Raw genomic sequence first — 25,465 nt, 5'->3', positions numbered from 1 at the left:
GTTCAGTCGGAGGCGGACAGCACGCAGAAACCGGAGCGTACAAGTAGTACGTGAGGATTTCGAGTACTGCCCAACACCGGATCAACCTAACCGCAGCAAGTTTTTCGCTGAGAGCAAACCCGTCGAACCTGATCCGGCTAACCCCGGCGGAGGGATTTGAGAAAAATAACGCTGCATTATCATGATATCGCTGTTATTTACCGCCTCAGATACCTTTGCCACCTTTATTGTTAAGGAGTGCAAAGTGTTTAAACGCATTATTCCCTGCTTGTTTTTGCTATCTGCCGCTGCGGTGGCCGCCGATAAACCGACACTGACGGTTTACACCTATGACTCCTTTGCCGCCGACTGGGGTCCAGGGCCTGCGATTAAAAAAGCCTTTGAAGCCGAGTGTGATTGCCAGCTTAAATTTGTGGCGCTGGAAGACGGTGTTTCATTACTTAATCGCCTGCGGATGGAAGGTAAAAACAGTCAGGCTGACGTGATTTTAGGATTGGATAATAATCTGGTGCAGGCGGCAGAACAAACTGGATTATTCGCACCAAGTCAGGTGGATACCGCGAACCTTACTCTCCCGGAGAAGTGGCAGAATAAGACTTTCGTCCCGTACGATTATGGCTATTTCGCCTTTGTGTATAACAAAGATAAACTGAAAAATCCGCCGAAGAGCTTGCAAGAATTAGTTGATAGCAAAGAGCCGTGGAAAGTGATTTATCAAGACCCGCGCACCAGTACCCCGGGTCTTGGTCTGATGCTGTGGATGCAGAAAGTGTATGGTGATAAAGCGCCGCAGGCGTGGCAGCAACTGGCGAAAAAAACCGTCACCGTTACCAAGGGTTGGAGCGAAGCTTATGGCTTGTTCCTGAAAGGTGAAGGGGATTTGGTGCTGAGCTATACCACTTCTCCGGCTTATCATCTGATTGAAGAGAAGAAAAGCAACTATGCAGCGGCTAATTTTAGCGAAGGCCACTATCTGCAAGTCGAAGTCGCAGGCTTGGTTGCCTCGAGCAAACAGCCGCAACTGGCACAGCGCTTTATGCAATTTATTGTGACGCCAGCATTCCAGAACCATATTCCCACCGGTAATTGGATGTATCCGGTGATTAAAATGGATTTACCGGCTGGGTTTGAAACCCTTACCGTGCCGCAAAAAGCGTTGCAATTTGATGCTAAAGATGTGGCAGATAATCGCGGCAAATGGATTCAGGCATGGCAATCCGCCGTCAGCCACTGATCCCTCCATGGTTGTGGCCAGGGCTACTGGCTGCCTTACTGATAGTCGGTGTCGCCTTACTGGCGTTCACCGCTATCTGGCGTCACGCGCCTGCGGCAGACTGGCACAGTATCTGGCATGACCGCTATTTGTGGCATGTGATCCGCTTTACCTTTTGGCAGGCATTCTTATCCGCCCTGCTGTCAGTCATCCCTGCCATTTTCTTAGCGCGAGCCCTGTATCGCCGCCGCTTTCCCGGCCGACAACTGATGTTGCGTTTATGCGCTATGACACTGGTGCTACCGGTGTTAGTGGCGCTGTTTGGTATTCTGACAGTTTATGGCCGTCAGGGTTGGCTGGCGACCCTGTTTAGCTGGCTGGGGGTTGATTACCGCTTCTCACCTTATGGTTTACAGGGCATTTTGCTGGCGCATATCTTCTTCAATATGCCACTGGCGACTCGCTTGCTATTGCAGTCACTGGAAAGCATCGCCGTTGAACAACGCCAGTTAGCCGCACAACTGGGGATGAATGGCTGGCAGCACTTGCGCTGGGTTGAATGGCCCTATCTGCGCCGCCAAATTCTGCCAACCGCGGCGCTGATTTTTATGCTCTGTTTTGCCAGTTTTGCCACCGTGCTGTCACTGGGTGGCGGGCCGCAAGCCACCACTATCGAGTTGGCCATCTATCAGGCACTCAGTTATGACTACGATCTGGGGCGTGCGGCCTTATTAGCGCTAATCCAACTGGGTTGCTGTCTGGGTTTAGTGGTGCTAAGCCTACGGTTAAACACAGTATTGGCGGTAGGTAATACTCACGGTCAAATCTGGCGTAGTCAGCAGGATAGCTATTGGTCTCGCATCAGCGACACCCTGTTAATTGGTACTGCTTTGCTATTGATGGTGCCGCCATTGCTAGCGGTAGTGATTGATGGCAGTAATCAAACTATGCTGGCGGTGCTACAACAAACTGCGCTATGGCAAGCCTTCTTTACCTCATTGACTATCGCTATCGGGGCGGGGTTGCTGTGCGTGACACTCACGATGATGTTGTTGTGGAGCAGCCGTGAACTGAAACTGCGCCAACGGATGGCCTGTGGGCAGGCACTGGAAGTCAGTGGTATGGTGATTCTGGCGATGCCGGGCATTGTCCTGGCGACCGGCTTCTTTTTATTGCTCAACGATACCTTTGGCTTGCCACAATCCCCTTACGGGCTGGTGATCCTCACCAACGCACTGATGGCTGTGCCCTACGCACTAAAAGTGTTGGATAACCCAATGCGGGATCTGGCTGAACGCTACACGCCGCTGTGTTTATCACTGGATATTCGTGGCTGGCACCGTGTGCGCCTGATTGAGTTAAGGGCACTAAAACGCCCGCTGGCTCAAGCACTTGCCTTTGCCTGTGTGCTATCGATTGGTGATTTTGGTGTGGTGGCACTGTTTGGCAATGAACATTTCCGCACGCTGCCGTTTTACCTTTACCAGCAGATAGGTTCTTATCGCAGCAACGACGGCGCAGTTACCGCCCTACTGCTGTTGTTACTCTGTTTCTTGCTGTTTACTCTTATTGAACGACTGCCGAGCCGCCATGTTAAAGCTTGAGAAAATCACCTATTTGTATGACCACTTACCGATGCGTTTCGATTTGCATATTCAGCCCGGTGAGCGGGTGGCGATTCTTGGCCCAAGTGGTGCTGGCAAAAGTACCCTGTTAAGCCTGATTGCTGGTTTTCTCGCCCCCGCCAGTGGCCGTATGCTACTGAATAATCAGGATCACACGGCAACAGCCCCCGCCGAGCGGCCAGTATCGATGCTGTTTCAGGAGAACAACCTGTTCTCACATTTGACCGTCACACAGAATATCGGGTTGGGTTTACATCCGGGGTTGAAACTCAGCCATGAGCAAAAGTTACTGTTACGCCAGATTGCCCAGCAGGTTGGACTGGAAGATTGCCTTGAGAGGTTACCCGCACAACTTTCCGGCGGCCAACGTCAGCGGGTAGCATTGGCACGCTGTTTAGTGCGCAGTCAGCCAATCCTGCTACTGGATGAGCCATTTTCCGCGCTCGATCCTGCGTTGCGCAATGAGATGCTGCAATTGGTCGATCATGTCTGTACCCACCGGCAACTGACATTACTGATGGTGTCACACAATTTGGATGATGCTGCCCGCATCGCCGATCGGACATTGCTCATTGTCGATGGCCGTATTTACTACGACGGCCCGACACAAGCGCTGGTTAACGGCACCGCCCCCGAAGCCAGTGTGTTGGGCATTACTACCCGACCATAATAACTTGTATACCCAAGGGGATTACCCAGCGAGGACCTTCCACAACAAATGACGATAAATCGGCATAATGGGCTGCATATGCAGCCAGGCAAAGCTGGCAATCGCCGCCACCATAGCCAGCACCGTTACCCAGCGCAGGCGAGCCAGTGGCAACCATTGGCTCAGGCGGTCCGGGCTACGCTTGCCAAACCGCCACCAGCGCCATGATAGCCACAGTGCCAGCCAAATCAGCATCACCACCACAAATAGCAACCACTTAAACATATAGCTATTGGCGCTCGGTGGGATATCAATAGCAACACCTGCCAGTATGCCTGGGAAGAAGTAGAGCGGTGGCCAGGTCAGGCAACCAATCACGTTGGGCAAGGCAAATTTTGCCGGTGGCAGGTTTAACATACCAGCCACCATCGGGACAATCGGCCGTGCCGGGCCGATAAAGCGCCCAAGTAGGACGGTTGCCATACTGTGGTTATGCAATGCGTGTTCGGTTTTATCCAGCATCGACTTATGCTTTTTCAGGAAGGACCAACGGTGCAGTGGTTCTTTGAAGCGCCGACCGATAAAATACGAGATCCAATCCCCCAATAGGCAGCCGACAGTTGCAGCGGCCCAGGCCGAGTAAAAACCGACTTCGCCGCTGCCAATCAACGCCCCCACACTGGTCATCATCACCGTGCCGGGAAGTAACATCCCCACCAGCGCTAATGATTCGAGAAAAGTGACGAACATGACGATAAATAGCGTGAAAGCCAGAGATTGCGTCAATAAATGTAATAAATAGGCTTCCATAAAGTTGTCCGTTGGTAACACCCAAGGTTCAGGGCGGAGGATTGTCCGGTGTGTCGTGAAATGAGTCAATCAACAAATTTCCCCTTCGTCCTTGAAGCCGCAGGGTTGTTAGCTGCGCTTACTCACCCAAATCACTTACTGGCCGTTGACCTTAAAATGAATAGACTCATCGGGATTAGACCTCTTGCTGCCTACCTGCAACTCCAATGACTTTGGGTATACATGGAGCGAATGGAAATCATCATTAAAATAGACAAGCACTGTATAAATAACCATACTAAGATAGCATAAACTCTCAGGCGTTATTGTTGCAGTCAGTTTGGATGCAGACAGCGCGGAGAAACCGGAGCGTACACGTAGTACGTGAGGATATCGAGCACTGCCCAAGTTCAAAATGACAAATAAAATAGCCTGTACATTACCTATAAAGGTTAGCACCGTGGCGCAACACCGTCAGGGCTTCCTGCTCACTCGCCACTGGCGCGACACGCAGGCAGGCACCGAAGTTGAATTCTGGTTAGCCACCGATGAAGGGCCACAGCAGGTCAGGCTGCCGCCGCAACCCTCAGTGGCATTTATCCCGGCCGAACAACGGCAACGGGCTGAAACCGTGCTGCGTGATGAACGCCGCTGGCAGTTGCGCCCACTTGAACTGACTGACTTCCACCAACGCCCAGTGCTGGGCCTGTATTGCAGTCAACATCGTCAATTAATTCGTTTGGAAAAACTGCTGCGCGAAAGTGGTGTGAATGTCTATGAAGGCGATATTCGCCCACCAGAACGGTTTCTGATGGAACGATTTATTACCGCGCCGGTGTGGTTCAGCGGTGATGACAATAACCATGGCCCGCTGCTTAACACCCAAATGAAACCGGCCGAGGATTATCGTCCAACACTAAAACTGCTGTCGCTGGATATCGAAACCAGCGAACATGGCGAGCTGTACTGTATTGGGCTGGAGGGTTGCGGCCAGCGCCAGGTTTACATGTTGGGGCCACCTAACGGTGATACGGTTGAAAGTGCGGCGCTGGATTTCAATCTGGAATACGTCGCCAGCCGCCCGCAGTTGTTGGAAAAACTAAACCAGTGGCTGGCAGTGCATGATCCCGATGCCATTATTGGCTGGAATCTGGTGCAGTTTGACTTACGTGTTCTACAAAAACACGCTGACCGCTATCAGATCCCACTGCGCTTTGGCCGTGGTGGCAACCTGCTGGAATGGCGTGAACACGGCTTTAAACAGGGGCACTTTTTTGCCTCGGCAGCCGGTCGGCTGATTATCGACGGCATCGAGGCGCTAAAATCCGCCACCTGGAATTTCCCGTCATTTAGTTTGGAATCTGTTTCGCAAACCCTGCTGGGCGAAGGCAAAGCCAGTGACAGCCCTTATCAGCGAATGGATGAAATCAATCAACGTTTCGCCCATGACAAACCGGCGCTGGCGCGCTATAACCTGAAAGATTGCGAGCTAGTGACGCGGATTTTTGCCAAAACCGAGCTGCTCAGCTTCCTGCTGGAACGCGCCACAGTGACGGGGTTAGCAGCGGATCGTAGCGGTGGCTCCGTGGCGGCGTTTACCCATCTTTACCTGCCGCGTATGCACCGCATCGGTTACGTCGCCCCCAATTTAGGTGAGTTACCAGAAGAGCACAGCCCCGGTGGTTTTGTGATGGACTCCCAACCCGGCTTATATGACTCGGTATTGGTACTTGACTATAAAAGCCTGTATCCGTCGATTATTCGCACCTTTTTAATCGATCCGGTCGGTTTAGTGGCAGGTATGGCTCTGCCTGATGAACAGCACTCGGTGCCGGGGTTTCGCGGTGCCTGGTTCTCGCGCGAGAAACACTGTTTGCCCGTCATCGTTAACCAAATCTGGCAGGGCCGGGAAGCGGCTAAACGTCAGAAAAACAAACCGTTATCACAAGCACTGAAGATCATTATGAACGCCTTTTATGGCGTATTGGGTTCCAGCGGCTGCCGCTTTTTCGATCCCAGACTGGCCTCATCGATCACCTTGCGCGGCCATGACATCATGCGCCAGACCCGCGAACTCATTGAAGCACAGGGCTATCAGGTGATTTATGGTGATACCGATTCAACCTTCGTCTGGCTGAAAAAGGCTCACAGTGAAGAGCAGGCATCACAGATAGGTAAAGAGTTAGTACGTCAGGTCAATCTATGGTGGAAAGATCATATACAACAAACCTTTAATCTACCCTGCGCCCTGGAACTGGAATTTGAAACTCACTATCGGCGTTTTCTGATGCCTACCATCCGGGGTGCCGAGCAAGGCAGTAAAAAACGCTATGCCGGGTTGATTTCTACCTCTGAGGGTGATCAGATGGTGTACAAAGGGCTGGAAACCGTGCGCACTGATTGGACACCACTGGCCCAGCAATTTCAGCGAGAATTGTATCTACGCATTTTTCAGCGGCAACCCTACCAGGATTATCTGCGGGATTACGTAGCGCGAACCCTGAATGGCGAATTAGATGAACAGCTAGTTTACCGCAAACGTCTACGCCGACGGCTGGATGACTATCAGCGTAATGTGCCACCACACGCTAGAGCGGCACGCTTGGCGGATGAGTTTAACCGCAAACTCGGTCGCCCGCTGCAATATCAAAATGGGGGCTGGATAAGCTATGTCATGACCACCGCTGGCCCCGAACCCCTTGAGATTCGGCAATCCCCTATCGACTACGATCACTACCTGACACGACAGTTGCAACCGGTAGCAGACGCTATACTTCCTTTTATGCACGATGACTTCACAACGTTAATAACAGGTCAGATGGGGCTATTCTGATACCTTATAGCCTAGATAATTCGAGTTGCAGGAAGGCAGCAAGTGAGCGAGTCCCCAAGAGCTTATTAATTTTAAGATCAAGAGCAGTAAGTGACTGGGGTAAACTGCGGCCGCCAACGCACATGCAGCTTGAAGTATGACGGGTATTTTACAGGTGACGAAACGCTCCGCTTCCATTACCATAGCGCCCTTGCCAAAATTCGCATTAATCACATTTACATAACCGCTAGCCGTAATACTCCTTCTTATTGGGTGCTGCCTGTAGATGCCACATTTTCAGACAGACTCTCAGGCCGCATCGCCTGTGCGGCGGGTAGACTATTGCCAGTGGTTTTATGATATTTGGCTGCCACTAATTATTTATAACCAGATAATTTAAAAAGCATTTCCTTAACTGTCCAACAAAAAATCGAGCCGATAATTTATGCCTTTTACACTTGGTCAACGCTGGATCAGCGACACAGAAAGCGAACTTGGATTGGGTACTGTCGTTGCCATCGACGTACGCATGATTACCTTACTGTTTCCCGCAACCGGTGAAAACCGCCTTTACGCTAGAAATGATTCGCCAATCACCCGCGTCATGTTCAATCCGGGCGATACCATCACCAACCACGAAGGCTGGCAGCTAAAAGTGGAAGAAGTGACTCATGAAAATGGGCTGATTACTTATATCGGCACCCGTTTGGACACTGAGGAAACCGGCGTCTCAATGCGTGAAGTGTTGCTCGATAGCAAACTGACGTTTAGCAAACCGCAGGATCGGCTATTTGCCGGTCAGATCGATCGTATGGATCGCTTTGCCCTGCGTTTTCGCGCTCGTAAATATCAAAGTGAGCAGTTCCGTCTGCCATGGAGTGGGTTACGCGGTATCCGTGCCAGCCTGATCCCACACCAATTACATATCGCCTATGAAGTGGGTCAGCGCCATGCACCAAGGGTATTACTGGCCGATGAAGTGGGTTTAGGTAAAACCATCGAAGCCGGGATGATCATTCACCAACAACTGTTGTCAGGCCGTGCTGAACGTATCCTGATTGTAGTGCCGGAAAGCCTGCAACATCAGTGGTTGGTGGAAATGTTGCGCCGCTTCAATTTGCGCTTCTCACTGTTTGATGACAGCCGCTACTCCGAAGCCCTGCTTGACAGCACCAATCCGTTTGAAACCGAGCAGATGGTTATCTGTTCACTGGATTTTGTGCGCCGCAATAAACAACGGCTGGAACAACTGGCAGATGCGTCTTGGGATCTGTTGGTGGTGGATGAGGCGCACCATCTGGCCTGGAGCGAAGAAGCCCCAAGTCGTGAATATCAAGTCATTGAACAATTGGCTGAGAATATCCCAGGTGTGCTGCTGTTGACCGCAACACCAGAGCAATTGGGCCAGCAGAGCCATTTTGCTCGTCTGCGTTTGCTGGATCCCGATCGCTTCCACGATTACGAAGAATTCGTCAATGAACAGCAGAAGTATCGTCCGATTGCAGATGCTGTGACGCTGCTGCTGGGTGGTGAGCGCTTAACTGACGATAAACTGAATCTGTTGGGCGAACTCATTGATGAGCAGGATATTGAGCCCTTGCTGAAAGCGGCCAATAGCCAAAGTGAAGATAGCGAAGCCGCTCGCCAAGAGTTGGTAACAATGCTGATGGACAGACATGGTACCAGCCGGATCTTGTTCCGTAATACCCGCAATGGGGTGAAAGGCTTCCCGCACCGCGTCCTGCATCAAATCAAACTGCCATTGCCAACCCAATATCAGACGGCGATTAAAGTATCAGGCATCATGGGTGCAAAAAAAACGTTGGAAGCGCGCGCCAAAGATATGCTTTACCCGGAACAAATCTATCAGGAGTTTGAAGGCGAAAATGCCACCTGGTGGAACTTTGACCCACGGGTAGAGTGGTTACTTAACTATCTGATTGCTAACCGTAATGAGAAAGTGTTGGTTATCTGTGCCCAGGCAGCCACTGCCTTACAGCTTGAACAAGTGCTACGTGAACGTGAAGCTATTCGCGCCGCCGTGTTCCATGAAGGTTTATCACTGATAGAGCGTGACCGTGCTGCGGCCTATTTTGCCTCTGAAGAAGATGGCGCTCAGGTATTACTGTGTTCTGAGATAGGTTCAGAAGGCCGTAATTTCCAGTTTGCCTGCCAGTTGGTGATGTTCGACCTGCCGTTTAACCCGGACCTGCTGGAACAGCGTATTGGTCGTCTGGACCGTATCGGTCAAAACCGCGAAATCCAGATTATGGTGCCTTATCTTGAACATACCGCACAGGCGATATTGGTGCGTTGGTATCATGAAGGTTTGGATGCTTTTGAGCACACCTGTCCGACCGGGCGCACCATTTATGACAGCGGCTATCAAGAACTGATCGGCTATCTGGCAACGCCAAGTGAACAAGAAGGGTTAGATGAATTTATTCACGCCTGCCGTCTACAGCACGAAGAGCTGAAACTGCAACTGGAACAAGGTCGTGATCGGCTACTGGAGATGCATTCCAACGGCGGCGAGCATGGTCAACAACTGGCGCAGATCATTGCAGATCAAGATAATGACGTTAATTTGGTCAGTTTCGCGCTTAACCTGTTCGATATTGTCGGGATTAACCAAGAAGACCGCAGTGACAACCTGATCGTACTGACCCCCTCTGATCATATGCTAGTACCGGACTTCCCTGGGCTGCCGCAAGACGGCTGTACCGTGACATTCGATCGTGAACAGGCGTTATCGCGGGAAGATGCCCAGTTTGTGAGTTGGGAGCACCCGATCATCCGTAATGGTTTGGATTTGATCTTGTCAGGCGATACCGGAAGCTGTGCGGTTTCTTTATTGAAAAACAAAGCATTACCAGTAGGAACACTGCTGGCTGAATTGGTTTATGTGGTAGAAGCTCAAGCGCCAAAACACCTGCAATTAACCCGCTTCTTGCCACCCACCCCAGTGCGGATGCTGATGGACAGAAATGGCACCAATCTGGCGGCACAGGTTGAATTTGAAACCTTTAACCGTCAGTTGAATGCGGTAAACCGTCATACCTCCAGTAAGCTGGTCAACGCAGTGCAACAAGAAGTCCACGCCATGTTGCAACAAGCAGAAGCACTGGTTGAAGAGCAGGCACAACTGTTGATTGAATCGGCCAAGCACGAAGCAGATGATAAGCTGAGTACCGAACTGGCGCGTTTGGAAGCCCTGAAAGCGGTTAACCCGAATATTCGTGATGACGAAATAGAAGCACTGGAGCATAACCGTAAAATGGTGCTGGAAAACCTCAATCAAGCGGGCTGGCGTTTAGATGCTATTCGCCTGGTGGTGGTCACACATCAGTAACCCTGAGTAATCATCTGTTTCTGCAATATACCCCATAGATCTCAAGATGCAGGCAGGTGACCAAGGAGCGACAAATCGGTTGGGAACCGATTTGAATAGCATTATGCTAGCCTCAAGGATGAGGCGCATTAATCCTGATGAGCTTATACAGTCAAGTTATTCGGGTTAATGAGAGCTGCCAACACACCTACGACTTGAAAGATGCAGGGTATAAATGGAGCACCAATGGAACCCTATAATCCCCCACGCGACCCTTGGCTGCACATCCTGTTTCAGGATGAGCACATCATGGTGGTCAATAAACCTAGTGGGCTACTTTCTGTGCCCGGTCGCGCACCGGAGAATAAAGACAGTGTGATGACTCGTATTCAGGCTGAATTTCCGGCGGCAGAGTCCGTTCATCGGCTAGATATGGCCACCAGTGGCGTAATTATCGTGGCACTGACCAAAGCGGCTGAGCGCGAGCTGAAGCGCCAATTTCGCGAACGTGAACCGAAAAAGTCTTATATTGCCCGCGTCTGGGGGCATCTGGCCGAAGATGAAGGGCTGATAGATCTGCCGTTAATCTGTGACTGGCCAAACCGGCCAAAGCAGAAAGTCTGTTATGAAACCGGTAAATCTGCACAAACTGAGTATCTGGTGCTGTCACGCGATACTGATGGCAGCACGCGAGTGAAGTTATCGCCCATCACAGGGCGCTCACACCAATTACGGGTCCATATGCTGGCGATGGGTCACCCAATCCTTGGTGATGGCTTCTACGCCCATCCAGAGGCCAAAGCGATGGCATCCCGCTTGCAGTTACATGCTCAGGAGCTGTGTATTACTCACCCTGAGTTTGGAACGGCGATGCATTTTACATGTGAGGCAGAGTTTTAATTTTTGTCGTAAGAATATTGGCCCGAAATTACCTCAGAACGGCGCATTAACGCCGATCTGAGGTGGCCACTCTTAAAAAAAAACCTACTTGAATCCCTTCTCGCGCTTAATCAAATCATACGCAGCTTGAATCTCTTGGGCTTTTTGCTTCGCCATCTCCATCATTTCAGGTGGCAGACCTTTTGCCACCAACTTATCTGGATGATGCTCACCCATTAACTTGCGATAAGCACGCTTGATGGTCACGCTGTCGTCGGTACTATTAACGCCGAGCACTTTGCAGGCATCCTCCAATGTCGGGCCATTCGACGCTTGCTGATAGCCCCCATGAGAGTATCCGTCCTGTTGGCCCTGCCAACCGCCATGACCACCAAATTGACGGCCGCCTTCAATCATGCTCAGGAACTGATCGAACTGACCGCGCGAAATCCCTAACTCTTCAGCAATGACATATAACACTTGCCGCTCGTTAGGATGCAAAGATCCATCAGCAAATGCGGCCTGTAATTGAATTTCCAGAAACATCCGAATTAAATCGAAACGCCCAAAACAGACACCACGTAATTCCTGCAATCTTTCACGCAACGGGAAATCACTTTCTTTCCCTTCGCGAAACGCTTGCTGTGCGGCAGTTCGAGCTTCACCGTGCAATTGCATTCGATCCATCAACTGGCTGGCGAGTTGAATATCAACTTCCGTAACCCGCCCTTTGGCCTTGGTTAAATGCCCCATGACCTGAAAAGTGGCGCGGAAAAAAATTAATTGTCGTGTTTGTTGATCGGCAAAATAGCCGCGGCGCTTCGTGCTTCGCACCCTGTCTACCATATGGCCGACAAGCAACCCCAGTACCACACCCCAGAAACCAGCACCAGACATTAAGCCCAATACCAGACCGAGCAGTTTTCCCCAATACCGCATATACTCCTCAATTCATCATGCCGTCAGTCAAAATTTGCATTATCATACTCGGCATTCAGCTCAGCGCCTAACAACGAGACGTGCAAACGGCCGGATTTAACGCTAGCGCAACTGTGATGAGTAATATAGTCTCAGACCGTTTGCCGGCATGATGCCCCCCGATGACGGAACACCAAAACCGCGTATGAAAAAAAGATTCCCAACACTGCTGGCCACATTGATATGGACGGCACTATATAGCCAGCAATCGCTGGCCGGCCTCGCTGAGCAATGTATGCTTGGTGTACCCACCTATGATCAGCCATTGGTCAGCGGTGATCCGAATCAGCTACCGGTCCGTATTAATGCGGATAAAACCGAAGCCAATTATCCCGATAATGCCTTGTTCACCGGCAATGTCATTGTCCAGCAAGGCAATAGCACCCTGACCGCGAATCAGGTTGAACTGACGCAGGTACAAAAACCCGGTGAAGCTATCCCAGTTCGTACTGTCACGGCCACTGGCGACGTTAATTATGACGATCCGCAAATCAAGCTGAAAGGCCCGAAAGGCTGGTCAAACTTGAATACCAAAGACACTGATATGGATAAAGGCAAATATCAGATGGTCGGCCGTCAAGGGCGTGGTGATGCGGATTTAATGAAGTTACGAGGTCAGAACCGTTACACCATTTTAGAAAATGGGACGTTTACCTCCTGTCTACCAGGTGATAATAGCTGGAGTGTCGTGGGCTCTGAGGTTATTCATGACCGCGAAGAAGAAGTAGCAGAAATCTGGAATGCCCGCTTTAAGATTGGCAAAGTACCGGTGTTCTACAGTCCTTATATGCAATTACCGGTTGGTGATAAACGCCGCTCAGGCTTCCTGATCCCTAATGCTAAATATACCAGTAATAACGGCATCGAATTTATGCTGCCATACTACTGGAATATTGCGCCCAACTTCGATGCTACAATTACGCCTCACTACATGGAACGGCGTGGGTTACAGTGGCAAAACGAGTTCCGCTACTTGCTGGCTCCGGGCAGCGGCACCATGGCATTAGACTGGCTACCGAGTGATCGCTTATACCACGGCACCGATGGTACCGATAAAGATGCCACCCGCTGGTTGTACTACTGGGGCCATTCCGGTGTGATGGATAAAGTCTGGCGTTTCAACGTCAACTATACCCGTGTTAGTGACCCAGATTACTTTACTGATTTAACGTCGCAATACGGATCGACCACTGACGGCTATGCAACCCAAATATTCAGCGTTGGCTATGCTGATCAAAACTGGGATGCCACCTTGGCCTCTAAACAGTTCCAAGTCTTTACTGACGCCGGTAATAATAATGCTTACCGTGCCCAACCTCAGTTGGATATGAACTACTATAAAAATGATATTGGCCCGTTTGATCTGCATATTTACGGTCAAGCCGCCAAATTCACCAGCGTCAATCCAGAAAACCCAGAAGCCAGCCGCTTCCACATTGAACCGGCGATTAACCTACCACTGTCCAACGGTTGGGGTAGCCTGAATACCGAAGCCAAATTACTGGCAACCCATTATCAGCAGGATATCCCAAATGGTTTTGCCAGTAATTATGCAAACCAAAATAATGGTGCGACAGCTCCGGATTTAAAAGACTCGATTAACCGGGTGATGCCGCAATTTAAAATTGATGGCAAAGTGGTATTTGATCGGCCAATGGATTGGAGTGAAGGCTTCACCCAGACACTCGAACCACGGATGCAGTATCTCTATGTTCCATACCGCAATCAGGATGATATCTATATTTACGACACCACGCTGATGCAGTCAGACTACTCGGGACTGTTCCGTGACCGTACCTATAGTGGCTTGGACCGCATAGCGTCTGCGAATCAGGTATCTACCGGTTTAACTTCACGCATATATGATGATGCACTGGTTGAACGTTTTAATGCTTCTGTGGGTCAAATCTATTACTTCAGCCGTTCGCGTACCGGTAATAGCGAAACAATTGATAACAGTGATGATACTGGTAGCCTTGTTTGGGCTGGTGATACATTCTGGCGTATCAGTGATCAAGTGGGTCTAAAAGGTGGCGTGCAGTATGATACCCGTCTGGGGAGTTTGACCCTGGGTAACGCGGTAATGGAGTATAGAAAAGACTCAGAGCGTATGATTCAATTGAATTACCGCTATGCCAGCCCAGAATATATTCAGGCAGCAGTACCGAATGTAAAAAGTCCTGGTTATCAGCAAGGCATTTCTCAGATTGGTGCTACCGCCAGTTGGCCGATTGCGGATCGTTGGGCACTAGTCGGTGCTTATTACTACGATACCAAAGCCAATCAGCCCGCTAGCCAGTTAGTTGGTTTACAATACAACACGTGTTGCTGGGCTATAAACGTGGGCTATGAACGTAAAATTACTGGCTGGAATTCACAAACAGAAGCCAGTAAGTATGATAACAAGATTGGTTTTAACATTGAATTACGTGGTCTGAGCAGCGACCACAACCTGGGTACTGCACAAATGCTGCGCTCAGGCATTCTGCCTTATCAAAGTGCATTCTGATACTGTGTAACACACTGAATACAGTGAATTTTAACCCGCTAAAGCGGATTACATAAATGGAAAAGGTATGAAGAACTGGAGAACGCTTATTCTCGGATTGGTTGTCTGTGCCAATACCGCGTTCGCAGCACCACAAGAAGTTGATAAAGTTGCCGCAGTGGTTGATAACGGCGTCGTTTTGCAAAGTGACGTTGACGGTCTGTTACAATCCGTGAAACTGAATGCACAGCAGTCTGGGCAACAAGTTCCTGATGATGCGACGTTACGTCATCAGATTCTTGAGCGTCTGATCATGGATAATATCCAGTTACAGATGGCGAAGAAGATGGGCATTACTATCAGTGATGAAGCATTGGATAAAGCCATTGCTGATATCGCTGCGCAAAACCGCATGACTCCCGCTCAGATGCGTAGTCGTCTGGCTGCTGATGGCCTGAATTATGACACTTACCGCGAGCAGATCCGTAAAGAGATGCTGACTTCTGAAGTGCGTAACAACGAAGTACGCCGCCGAATAACTATCCTGCCACAGGAAGTTGAGTCACTGGCCAAACAAGTTGGGAACCAGACCAGCGGTGATGCTGAACTGAACCTCAGCCACATTCTTATCCCATTGCCAGAAAATCCCTCTCAGCAACAAGTTGATCAGGCTGAAGAGCTGGCTAACAAATTAGTCTCCGACATTAAAGGCGGCGCTGATTTTGGTAAATTGGCTATCGCCAACTCGGCGGACTCTCAGGCGCTGAAAGGCGGCCAGATGGGTTGGGGCAAATTACAGGAACTGCCTTCTTTGTTTGCTGAAAGATTACAAACTGCGAACAAAGGTGATGTTGTCGGGCCAATCCGTTCTGGTGTCGGTTTCCACATCCTGAAAGTAAATGATATCCGTGGTGCGGATAAGACCTTTTCCGTGACTGAAGTTCACGCCCGCCACATCTTGCTGAAACCTTCACCGGTAATGACCGACGATCAGGCTCGTGCCAAGTTAGCGGCAGCGGCGGCAGATATTAAGAGTGGTAAATCCAGCTTCGCCACTATTGCCAAAGAGATCTCTCAGGATCCTGGTTCTGCAATGCAAGGCGGTGATTTAGGTTGGGCATCACCAGATATTTATGACCCGGCGTTCCGTGATGCGCTGATGAAACTGCAAAAAGGTGAGATCAGTGCACCGGTTCACTCTTCTTTCGGCTGGCACTTAATTCAGGTTGTCGATACACGTCAGGTAGACAAGACTGATGCAGCACAGAAAGACAAGGCATACCGTATGCTCTTTAGCCGTAAATTTGCTGAAGAAGCTCAAACTTGGATGCAAGAGCAGCGTGCTGCTGCTTATGTAAAAATTCTTGATGGTAGTAATGCACAACCATAATAATCGTATTGTTATTACCCCCGGTGAGCCAGCCGGGGTCGGGCCCGATTTAGTCGTCGCCCTGGCTCAACAGGATTGGCCTGTTGAGTTAGTGGTGTGTGCCGATCCGGCCTTGCTACTTGCTCGGGCCCGTCAGCTTAATCTGCCTTTGCAGTTGCGTGAATATCAAGCCAGCAAGCCTGCGTTAGCGCAACAAGCGGGGTCACTGACTATCTTGCCGGTAAAAACGGCCACAGAAGTGATCCCCGGCAAACTCGACATCCAAAACAGCCACTATGTTGTGGAAACATTGGCCAAGGCTTGTGATGGCGCGATAAGCGGGGAATTTTCTGCATTGGTCACCGGCCCGGTACAAAAAAGTATTATCAATGATGCTGGCATCCCTTTTATCGGACACACCGAGTTTTTTGCAGATCGCAGCCTCTGCCCACGGGTAGTGATGATGCTGGCAACTGAAGAGTTACGTGTGGCATTGGCGACAACCCACTTACCTCTGCTGGCCGTACCTGGCGCAATCACTCAAGCTAGCCTGCATGAAGTGATCACCATTCTTGATAGTGACCTGAAAACCAAATTTGGCATTAGCCAACCACAGATTTACGTGTGCGGACTGAATCCTCACGCAGGTGAAGGTGGCCATATGGGCCATGAAGAGATCGATACCATTATTCCTGCACTAGATGCACTGCGTCAGCAAGGTATAAATCTTATCGGCCCTCTACCAGCAGACACCCTATTTCAGCCTAAATATCTACAACATGCAGATGCGGTTCTGGCGATGTATCATGATCAAGGATTGCCAGTGCTGAAGTATCAAGGGTTTGGCCGAGCAGTAAATATCACTCTCGGTTTGCCTTTTATCCGCACTTCTGTGGATCACGGTACCGCTTTAGAACTCGCCGCAACCGGTTCTGCCGATGTTGGCAGTTTCATTACGGCATTAAACTTAGCCATTAAAATGATAAATAACAGCAATGAATAATAGAGTCCACCAAGGGCATTTTGCCCGCAAACGCTTTGGACAAAACTTTTTAAACGATCAGTTTGTCATCGACAGTATTGTTTCTGCAATTCACCCCGTTCCTGGCGAAGCCGTAGTTGAAATAGGTCCCGGTTTAGGGGCATTGACTGAACCTGTTGCTGCGCGTATGGATCATATGACGGTGATCGAGCTTGATCGCGATCTGGCGGCTCGTTTAGCCAGCCATCCGCAACTGAAAGACAAGCTAACCATCCATCAACAAGATGCGATGAAAGTTAATTTTTCTGAGTTAGCAGAGCTTGCAGGGCAGCCATTACGTGTGTTTGGTAACTTGCCATACAACATTTCCACCCCGCTGATGTTCCATCTTTTCAGCTATACTGATGCTATTCGTGACATGCATTTCATGTTGCAAAAAGAAGTGGTTAATCGTCTGGTCGCAGGACCTAATAGTAAAGCGTATGGCCGACTGACGGTGATGGCGCAATACTATTGCAATGTTATCCCGGTGCTAGAAGTACCGCCAACGGCGTTTACCCCCGCGCCAAAAGTTGATTCGGCCGTGGTGCGCTTGATTCCGCATGTCAACATGCCGAATCCGGTTGGTGACGTTCGTATGCTTAGCCGCATTACCACGCAAGCATTTAATCAGCGCAGAAAAACCGTGCGTAACAGCTTAGGTGATCTATTCACTCCAGAGCAGTTAATCGAATTAGGTATTGACCCGATATTACGGGCAGAGAATATTTCGGTAGCGCAATACTGTAAGCTGGCTAACTGGCTTTCAGCTCAATCGACACCGCAAGAATAAGCAGGAGCACATTATGATTGAACAGCCCCGCGTTTGTGTACAGGTGCAGAGTATCTATGTGGAAACCCAGTCGATACCTGATGAAGAACGTTTCGTCTTCGCCTATACCGTGACGATACGCAATTTGGGTCGTTCAAATGTGCAACTGATTGGCCGTTATTGGTTAATCACTAATAGTAATGGCCGGCAGACTGAAGTTCAGGGTGAAGGGGTCATCGGCGAACAGCCGTTGATCCAGCCAGGTAATGAGTTTCAATACACCAGCGGTGCTGTACTGGAAACCCCGCTGGGTACCATGGAAGGGCATTATGAGATGGTTGATCACCTTGGTCAGCCCTTCCGTACTGCAATTCCGGTGTTCCGCTTAGCGATCCCAGCACTGATCCATTAACTCTGACCTTTCAACTATGTCTACTTATCTTATTGGCGATGTTCATGGCTGCCTCGATGAGCTGCTTGCGCTATTAGCACAGGTGAGCTTTGATCCGCAGCAGGATACTTTGTGGTTAACCGGTGATTTAGTTGCCCGTGGCCCAGCATCACTGGATGTTTTACGTTATGTCCGCTCATTAGGGCCTGCTGTTCGTATGGTTCTGGGTAACCATGACCTGCATTTACTGGCCGTTTATGCCGGTATCAGCCGTAATAAACCCAAAGATCGTATTACTCCACTGCTTGAGGCGCCGGATGCTGATGAGCTGATTAATTGGCTGCGTCGCCAACCGGTCTTACAAGTTGATGATGAATTAAAATTGATCATGGCTCATGCCGGGATAACACCTCAATGGGATATTGAAACCGCCCAAATGTGTGCACGTGAAGTGGAGGCGGTATTAAGTAGTGATAGCTATCCACTCTTCCTCGATGCCATGTACGGCGATATGCCGAATAACTGGTCACCAGAGCTATCCGGGCTAGCACGCTTGCGTTTTAGTACTAATGCACTGACTCGCATGCGTTTTTGTTTCCCGAACGGGCAGTTGGATATGATCTGTAAAGATACGCCAGAAAATGCCCCCGCTCCACTCAAGCCTTGGTTCGAGTTGCCAAGATTGGTCTCCCCTGACTATTCAATTATTTTTGGTCACTGGGCATCGCTGGAAGGGAAAGGTGTTCCTGAAGGTATTTATGGCTTGGATACCGGCTGTTGCTGGGGCGGCGATTTAACGCTGCTGCGCTGGGAAGATAAACGCTATTTCACACAGCATGCATTCAAAGTGGAAGCAGAAGTAAGTAACACTGATGAAATAGCAGCGGCAAAAGATCCCTTTAGTTATCTGTAACATACTGATAATTAGATGTTAAAAAATAAAGGCGCATAATATGCGCCTTTATTTTTGGTGACGTTCTTGTTTGAGGCAGGCAGGTCTTATTTGGGATGGTAGCAATAATCAGCGGCGCTCAAGGATCTCAAAACAATAGCTGTGCGAGTTCGCTTCATCTGCGTCATGAAACTCACTGAATGTGCTTTCCCACTCATCCGGCTCATAGTCAGGGAAATGAGTGTCCCCCCCTACTTCCGCATCGATATGGGTAAGATACATACGATTCGCGCGAGCTAAGAATTGCTTATAGACCCGTCCCCCCCCCATCACCATAACTTCTTCTACGTCACCTGCGAAAGAGAGAGCTTCTTCAATTGACGTAGCCCAGGTCACGCGCTCATCAGTACCCGGCTGGCTACTGATAACAATATTCAACCGCCCCGGCAAAGGACGACCGATTGATTCGAAGGTCTTACGACCCATAATTACCGGTTTATTTAACGTGTTACGTTTGAACCACGCTAAATCAGCCGGTAGGTGCCATGGCATGGCGTTTTCCATACCAATAACGCGATCCGCCGCCAACGCAGCGATCAGGCTGATAATCATTTTTAAACCCTGTAGGCTACAAGAGCCAGTACCGAAAAATTGCTCACACTATACGTAAAGCCTAATCAAGCGTCGATAGCGATAAGCAGGCTAATCACACATATAAGATTGCTCTTAGCCTGATACAAGAACAGAGCAGAAAAAAAGTCTTATACACCAGGACGTTTGCGATATAACCATAATCCTGGCAAAGATAAACCAATCGACAACGCTCCAACAATAAATGACGCTTTCAAGAAATTGGTCACCATCGTGGACATTAACGCTTCGCTATAACCCAAGTGAGAAATCTCAACGACCGATATCATTGCGGTATAGGCGGAAATACCCGGAAACATAGGAATAACAGCCGCGACAGTGAAAACTTTTGGATGTGCCAGCAACCAGCGTGACCAGTTAATCCCGATGACGCCAATCATAATTGAAGCCAATAATGAAGCCAGCTCGATATTCATACCAAAATGGATCATTAACATACGCGAACCGTGCCCGACCGCTCCCAGTAATGCGCAGTAACGCAATGCCCGCACCGGCACATTAAATACCATAGCAAAACCCAGTGCCGGGATAGCCGCCAACACCATGTCTTGTAATAATGCCCAGAGTAAATTCATTACCACCCCCGCAATCCCCATAACGCCATCGCGAATATCACCCCAATACAGGTTGATAACGTTAATAAACTTGCCATCGCCCAACGGGCCAAACCGGTATTAACGTGGCCCTTAAACATATCGGCTACCGCATTAATCAACGGGAACCCAGGCACGAGTAGCAGTACGCTGGCCGCCATCGCCACGCTGGATGCTTCCTGGAAAAACGGTAAACGCATCAACAAACCGGATGCGGATGTGGCAACAAAAGCAGTGATGCAGAAATTAATCAGCGGATTCATATGATTAATCGTCAGACTCTGGCGAACAAACATCGCCAACCCGCTGGCTAAAAAGCTAATGGAAAACGCATCCCAACCACCACCGTTTAATTTACTGAAACAGCCACAAGAGAGCGCCACCATCACAACGACCAGCCAGCGCGGATAACGCAGAGGTTTGATATGCTCGAAGCGTTTTTCCACATCTTTTGCATCCAATAAGCGATGCTCCGCCATAATCACAATATGCTGCACTTCAGTGACTACCTGCATATTGATGCCACGATCGGTATTTTTACGGGTAGATGTCAGGCAGTTACCTTCGCTGATAGTGGTCAACACGATTGCGTTAGCCGAGATAGAACTCTCAACGCTGTCCATCCCCAGAGCCATACCAAGCCGTGCAGATAGCTGCTCAACTAGCATACTTTCTGCCCCATGCTGCAACAGCATTAGGGCGCATTTGATGCACAATCGCGTAATCTCTCGCTGCTGTTGATGCGAAACATCACTGTTTATTACATTTTCCAGGCTCATATTCGTGCATCGCTATCCGTCAAAAAGTAAAAGACATCTGTTGCAATCCCATCACTACTGATAACCAAACCACCACAGATAACAAATAAGAATAATGCAGAGGGAGCCAAGTGGCGTTATGATCGCCAGACAGCACCACTATCACTCGGTAATCCTTATGCTTGAAACCTCTATATTTGTTGCCACCCTTGCTACCTTGGGCATGCTCTCCCCTGGGCCAGATTTCTTTCTGGTAATCAAAAATGCTGCCCGCTATCGCCGCCCCGCAGCCATGATGACAGCCCTTGGTGTAATTTTGGGTGTTGCGACACATATGTCTTATTGCGTGGCTGGCCTGGCAGTTGTTATCACTACCACACCATGGCTATTCAACCTGCTGAAATATGCCGGAGCCTGTTATTTGATCTGGATTGGTATCCAGGCACTGCTATCACGAGGAGATAGTAAGCTTAGTATCGATAACACTGCACAATATCCCGTCACGCTGAAAGCCGCATTCTTGCAGGGATATCTTTGCAATTTATTGAATCCCAAAGCGACTCTTTTCTTTCTCGCCGTTTTCACACAAATATTACAGATAGACTCCGGCGTGGGTGAGAAACTGTGGTACGCCTCAATCATCTGGCTACTGGCCGTTATCTGGTGGCCCCTACTGGTAATTCTGATTCAAAGTGCGCCCGTACGCCGCGGTTTGGCGAAAGTGCAAAAAGTTGTCGATAAATTACTGGGCGGCCTGTTGATCGGCCTGGGTATCAAAGTTGCATTAAGCTAGCTGCGCCGATTGTTAACGCCTAGCTATAAGCTACTATCCACAACCCGCACGAACATTGATCTTCACCAATATTGTTTATGAACAATACTATCGTTTATGAATAATACTTCTGCGCATAAAAAATACTGTTTATGCGGGTAAAAAGCGCGATTTTATAAATAGTAAGCATAAAAAAGGGCGATGTTTCCATCGCCCCCTTTCTTAGCGCCCAAATTAAGCTTTCATATTCTTAATCTTGGCATGCATTTCTTGTACTGAAATCACTTGCTCGGTAGGGTCCGCATTCAAAGCCATCGCGGTTGCGAAGCCACCATTCAAGGTAGTGTCGTAATGCACTTTATATTGCAAAGCACTACGGCGGATCAGTTTAGAATCTTCAATCGCCTGACGCCCTGCCGTTGTATTCACAATATAAGTATATTCGCCATTCTTGATACGGTCCTGAATGTGTGGACGGCCTTCATGTACCTTGTTGACTAAGCGTGGATTTATCCCTGCCTCGCCTAGAACCACCGCAGTACCGTGGGTTGCATCCAATTCAAAACCCTGTTTGAGCAACTTGGCAGCCAAGTCAACCACTCGGTGTTTATCTCCCTCACGAACCGATAACAGTGCGCGGCCACTCTTTTTCATACCAGATTGACTGCCCAACATGGCTTTAGAGAAAGCTTCAGCGAAGGTCCGGCCGACCCCCATCACTTCACCGGTAGAACGCATTTCTGGTCCTAAAATCGGATCCACACCTGGGAACTTGTTAAACGGCAATACCACTTCTTTTACCGAGTAATAAGGCGGGATAATTTCTTCCAGAATACCCTGCTCTGTCAATGACTGCCCCACCATCACGCGTGCGGCGATTTTTGCCAGTGGCATACCGGTGGCTTTAGACACAAATGGTACGGTACGGGCTGCTCGAGGGTTAACTTCAATCAGATAAACTTCGTTATTCTTTACGGCAAACTGCACATTCATTAAACCGCGCACGCAGAGTTCAAACGCCAGTTTTTCAACTTGTTGGCGCATCACATCCTGAATTTCTTTACTCAGGGTGTAAGCGGGCAATGAACAGGCTGAGTCACCGGAGTGCACCCCTGCTTGCTCAATGTGCTCCATAATGCCACCGATCAACACGCGCTCACCGTCGCAAATGGCATCAACATCCACTTCAACAGCGTCATCGAGGAAACGATCCAACAGCACGGGTGCATCGTTGGAGACACTCACTGCATTTTGGAAGTAGCGGCGCAAGTCAACTTCGTCATAAACAATTTCCATCGCGCGACCACCCAAGACATACGATGGGCGGACCACTAGCGGATAACCCAGACCCGTGGCTTTCTCTACGGCTTGTTCGATAGTAGCAACCGTCGCGTTCGCGGGCTGTTTCAAGCCCAGACGATTTACCGCCTGTTGGAAACGCTCACGGTCTTCTGCACGGTCGATAGCATCCGGGCTGGTACCGATAACAGGAACACCGGCAGCTTCCAGTTCACGTGCTAATTTCAATGGAGTCTGACCACCGTACTGCACGATAACGCCTTGCGGCTTCTCAATACGCACGATTTCCAACACATCTTCCAGGGTGACAGATTCGAAATAGAGGCGATCAGAGGTATCGTAGTCGGTCGAAACCGTTTCAGGGTTACAGTTCACCATGATGGTCTCATAACCGTCTTCACGCAGCGCCAGTGACGCATGTACACAACAGTAGTCGAATTCAATACCCTGGCCGATACGGTTCGGGCCGCCGCCCAGTACCATCACTTTCGGACGATCACTGGTTGGGTTGGATTCACACTCTTCCTCGTAGGTTGAGTACATGTAGGCGGTATCGGTAGAGAATTCAGCCGCACAGGTATCTACACGCTTGTAAACCGGATGCAAACCCTGCTTGTAACGCAGCTTACGCACTTCACTTTCCGCCGCGCCGACCAATTTTGCCAAACGGGCATCGGCAAAGCCTTTGCGCTTCAACTGGCGCATAAAATCAGCATTCAGGCCATTGATACCGCACTCTGCCACGCTCTCTTCCAGACGAACCAACTCTTCAATCTGCACCAGGAACCAGCGGTCAACGTTAGTCAGATTGAAAACGCCATCAACCGACATGCCTGCACGGAAAGCATCGGCGATATACCAGATACGATCAGAGCCGGCCTCTTTCAATTCGCGGCGAATTTTTGTCAGTGCTTCTGGGTCATCCAAACTCACTTTCGGGTCAAAACCGGTCGCGCCCACTTCCAGACCGCGCAAGGCTTTTTGCAGCGATTCCTGCAAGGTGCGGCCAATTGCCATCACTTCGCCAACCGATTTCATCTGTGTGGTCAGACGGTCATTCGCACCGGCAAATTTTTCGAAGTTAAAACGTGGGATTTTGGTCACAACATAGTCGATAGATGGCTCAAAGGAGGCCGGCGTGCGACCACCAGTGATATCATTCATCAACTCATCCAGCGTGTAACCTACTGCCAGCTTGGCGGCAATTTTAGCAATCGGGAAGCCGGTTGCTTTAGAGGCCAGAGCGGAAGAACGGGATACCCGTGGGTTCATTTCGATAACAATCAAACGGCCATTTTTCGGGTTAACCGAGAACTGCACGTTGGAGCCACCGGTTTCTACGCCGATTTCACGCAGCACTGCCATCGAGGCATTACGCATGATTTGGTATTCTTTATCAGTCAGCGTCTGAGCTGGAGCAACGGTGATCGAGTCACCGGTGTGGATACCCATCGCATCGAAGTTTTCGATGGAGCAGACGATGATGCAGTTGTCGTTTTTGTCACGCACAACTTCCATCTCATACTCTTTCCAACCAATCAGCGACTCATCGATCAACAGCTCTTTGGTTGGCGATAAATCCAGCCCACGTTCACAAATCTCTTCAAACTCTTCACGGTTATACGCGATACCGCCGCCGGTGCCGCCCATAGTAAAGGAAGGGCGGATAATACAAGGGAAGCCCACATCAGCCGCTACGGCCAGTGCTTCTTCCATATTGTGCGCGATACCAGAACGTGCAGTGTCCAAACCAATTTTCTTCATCGCGATATCAAAGCGACGGCGGTCTTCTGCTTTATCGATAGCATCGGCAGTGGCACCAATCATGGTGACACCAAACTCAGCCAGAACGCCCTTGCGTTCCAGCTCCAGCGCACAGTTCAGTGCGGTTTGGCCACCCATAGTGGGCAAAACGGCATCTGGACGCTCTTTTTCAATAATTTTGCGTACCACTTCCCAGTGGATTGGCTCGATATAAGTGGCGTCGGCCATTTCCGGGTCAGTCATGATGGTTGCCGGATTGGAGTTCACCAGAATGACACGGTAACCTTCTTCACGCAGTGCCTTACAAGCCTGAGCCCCAGAGTAGTCAAACTCACAGGCCTGGCCGATAACGATTGGGCCAGCGCCCAGAATCAGGATGCTTTTTATATCTGTACGTTTTGGCATGGTTTGAGGCTCCT

The 25,465-nt window shown here is 49.7% G+C and carries 19 protein-coding genes; 13 read left to right on the top strand and 6 right to left on the bottom strand.

Annotation, left to right across the window (positions count from 1 at the left end):
* Positions 1-244: 244 nt before the first annotated feature.
* The 3 genes from thiB to thiQ are packed head-to-tail and all read left to right on the top strand — an operon-like array spanning position 245 to position 3,508.
* Positions 245-1,234 carry a thiamine ABC transporter substrate binding subunit gene (gene thiB, locus Q2T72_RS03695; protein ID WP_083163876.1) on the top strand — a complete coding sequence of 330 codons (990 nt, stop codon included), beginning with the start codon at positions 245-247 and terminating at the stop codon, positions 1,232-1,234.
* Positions 1,210-2,817, top strand: coding sequence for a thiamine/thiamine pyrophosphate ABC transporter permease ThiP (gene thiP / locus Q2T72_RS03690; RefSeq protein ID WP_372568664.1), 1,608 nt, complete (start codon positions 1,210-1,212; stop codon positions 2,815-2,817). The genes thiB and thiP overlap by 25 nt, the downstream gene beginning before the upstream one ends.
* The gene (gene thiQ / locus Q2T72_RS03685) at positions 2,804-3,508 is read left to right on the top strand and encodes a thiamine ABC transporter ATP-binding protein ThiQ (RefSeq protein WP_372568663.1); all 705 of its coding nucleotides are present in this window, start codon (positions 2,804-2,806) and stop codon (positions 3,506-3,508) included. The genes thiP and thiQ overlap by 14 nt, the downstream gene beginning before the upstream one ends.
* Positions 3,509-3,529: 21 nt before the next feature.
* Here thiQ and Q2T72_RS03680 read toward each other — a convergent pair whose 3' ends face one another.
* Positions 3,530-4,297, bottom strand: a complete 768-nt coding sequence (locus Q2T72_RS03680; RefSeq protein ID WP_083160572.1) for a DedA family protein — start codon at positions 4,295-4,297, stop codon at positions 3,530-3,532.
* 439 nt (positions 4,298-4,736) lie between these two features.
* On the opposite strand from Q2T72_RS03680, the gene Q2T72_RS03675 reads away from it, so the two are divergent.
* The 3 genes from Q2T72_RS03675 (at position 4,737) to rluA (ending at position 11,319) form a co-directional block, all read left to right on the top strand.
* On the top strand, positions 4,737-7,109 hold the full coding sequence (locus Q2T72_RS03675) for a DNA polymerase II (RefSeq protein WP_372568662.1): 2,373 nt from the start codon (positions 4,737-4,739) through the stop codon (positions 7,107-7,109).
* A gap of 424 nt (positions 7,110-7,533) precedes the next feature.
* Entirely contained in the window at positions 7,534-10,440 is a 2,907-nt protein-coding gene (rapA, locus tag Q2T72_RS03670) for an RNA polymerase-associated protein RapA (protein ID WP_372557986.1), read from the top strand.
* Between the two features lie 225 nt (positions 10,441-10,665).
* Positions 10,666-11,319 carry a bifunctional tRNA pseudouridine(32) synthase/23S rRNA pseudouridine(746) synthase RluA gene (gene rluA / locus Q2T72_RS03665; RefSeq protein ID WP_372568661.1) on the top strand — a complete coding sequence of 218 codons (654 nt, stop codon included), beginning with the start codon at positions 10,666-10,668 and terminating at the stop codon, positions 11,317-11,319.
* Between the two features lie 84 nt (positions 11,320-11,403).
* Here the strand turns inward: rluA and djlA are convergent, their stop codons facing one another.
* Positions 11,404-12,237, bottom strand: a complete 834-nt coding sequence (djlA, locus tag Q2T72_RS03660) for a co-chaperone DjlA (protein ID WP_372568660.1) — start codon at positions 12,235-12,237, stop codon at positions 11,404-11,406.
* Positions 12,238-12,421: 184 nt separating this feature from the next.
* Here djlA and lptD point away from each other — a divergent pair, with 184 nt between their 5' ends.
* The 6 genes from lptD (at position 12,422) to apaH (ending at position 19,230) form a co-directional block, all read left to right on the top strand.
* On the top strand, positions 12,422-14,785 hold the full coding sequence (gene lptD / locus Q2T72_RS03655) for an LPS assembly protein LptD (protein WP_372568659.1): 2,364 nt from the start codon (positions 12,422-12,424) through the stop codon (positions 14,783-14,785).
* A gap of 67 nt (positions 14,786-14,852) precedes the next feature.
* Positions 14,853-16,154 (top strand): peptidylprolyl isomerase SurA, encoded by a 1,302-nt coding sequence (gene surA, locus Q2T72_RS03650; protein WP_372568658.1) that lies wholly within the window; start codon positions 14,853-14,855, stop codon positions 16,152-16,154.
* A complete protein-coding gene (gene pdxA, locus Q2T72_RS03645) occupies positions 16,141-17,136 on the top strand; it encodes a 4-hydroxythreonine-4-phosphate dehydrogenase PdxA (protein WP_083160588.1) in 996 nt (331 codons plus the stop codon). Before surA ends, pdxA begins: the two co-directional genes overlap by 14 nt.
* Positions 17,129-17,947, top strand: a complete 819-nt coding sequence (gene rsmA, locus Q2T72_RS03640) for a 16S rRNA (adenine(1518)-N(6)/adenine(1519)-N(6))-dimethyltransferase RsmA (RefSeq protein WP_083160590.1) — start codon at positions 17,129-17,131, stop codon at positions 17,945-17,947. The genes pdxA and rsmA overlap by 8 nt, the downstream gene beginning before the upstream one ends.
* Positions 17,948-17,960: 13 nt before the next feature.
* Positions 17,961-18,338: a Co2+/Mg2+ efflux protein ApaG gene (gene apaG, locus Q2T72_RS03635; protein WP_083160592.1), complete on the top strand. Its 378-nt coding sequence runs from the start codon at positions 17,961-17,963 to the stop codon at positions 18,336-18,338.
* 16 nt (positions 18,339-18,354) lie between these two features.
* Positions 18,355-19,230, top strand: a complete 876-nt coding sequence (apaH, locus tag Q2T72_RS03630; protein ID WP_083160594.1) for a bis(5'-nucleosyl)-tetraphosphatase (symmetrical) ApaH — start codon at positions 18,355-18,357, stop codon at positions 19,228-19,230.
* A gap of 108 nt (positions 19,231-19,338) precedes the next feature.
* On the opposite strand, the gene folA is transcribed toward apaH, so the two are convergent.
* From folA to Q2T72_RS03615, 3 genes are all read right to left on the bottom strand, one after another.
* The gene (gene folA, locus Q2T72_RS03625) at positions 19,339-19,821 is read right to left on the bottom strand and encodes a type 3 dihydrofolate reductase (protein ID WP_083160596.1); all 483 of its coding nucleotides are present in this window, start codon (positions 19,819-19,821) and stop codon (positions 19,339-19,341) included.
* A gap of 149 nt (positions 19,822-19,970) precedes the next feature.
* Positions 19,971-20,435, bottom strand: coding sequence for a threonine/serine exporter (locus tag Q2T72_RS03620; RefSeq protein ID WP_193784728.1), 465 nt, complete (start codon positions 20,433-20,435; stop codon positions 19,971-19,973).
* Entirely contained in the window at positions 20,435-21,232 is a 798-nt protein-coding gene (locus Q2T72_RS03615; protein ID WP_083160598.1) for a threonine/serine exporter ThrE family protein, read from the bottom strand. The genes Q2T72_RS03620 and Q2T72_RS03615 overlap by 1 nt, the downstream gene beginning before the upstream one ends.
* A 157-nt stretch (positions 21,233-21,389) precedes the next feature.
* Between Q2T72_RS03615 and Q2T72_RS03610 the strand changes: the two genes are divergently transcribed.
* Positions 21,390-22,004 (top strand): LysE family transporter, encoded by a 615-nt coding sequence (locus Q2T72_RS03610; RefSeq protein ID WP_083160600.1) that lies wholly within the window; start codon positions 21,390-21,392, stop codon positions 22,002-22,004.
* Positions 22,005-22,217: 213 nt separating this feature from the next.
* Here the strand turns inward: Q2T72_RS03610 and carB are convergent, their stop codons facing one another.
* Complete coding sequence (carB, locus tag Q2T72_RS03605) at positions 22,218-25,451, bottom strand: carbamoyl-phosphate synthase large subunit (protein WP_372568657.1); 3,234 nt, start codon at positions 25,449-25,451, stop codon at positions 22,218-22,220.
* Positions 25,452-25,465: the final 14 nt, after the last annotated feature.

It is taken from the genome of Yersinia sp. 2466 StPb PI (genome assembly GCF_041538325.1).
GTDB classification, from domain to species: domain Bacteria; phylum Pseudomonadota; class Gammaproteobacteria; order Enterobacterales; family Enterobacteriaceae; genus Yersinia; species Yersinia enterocolitica_E.
This window is presented reverse-complemented; position numbering and strand designations above follow the sequence as displayed.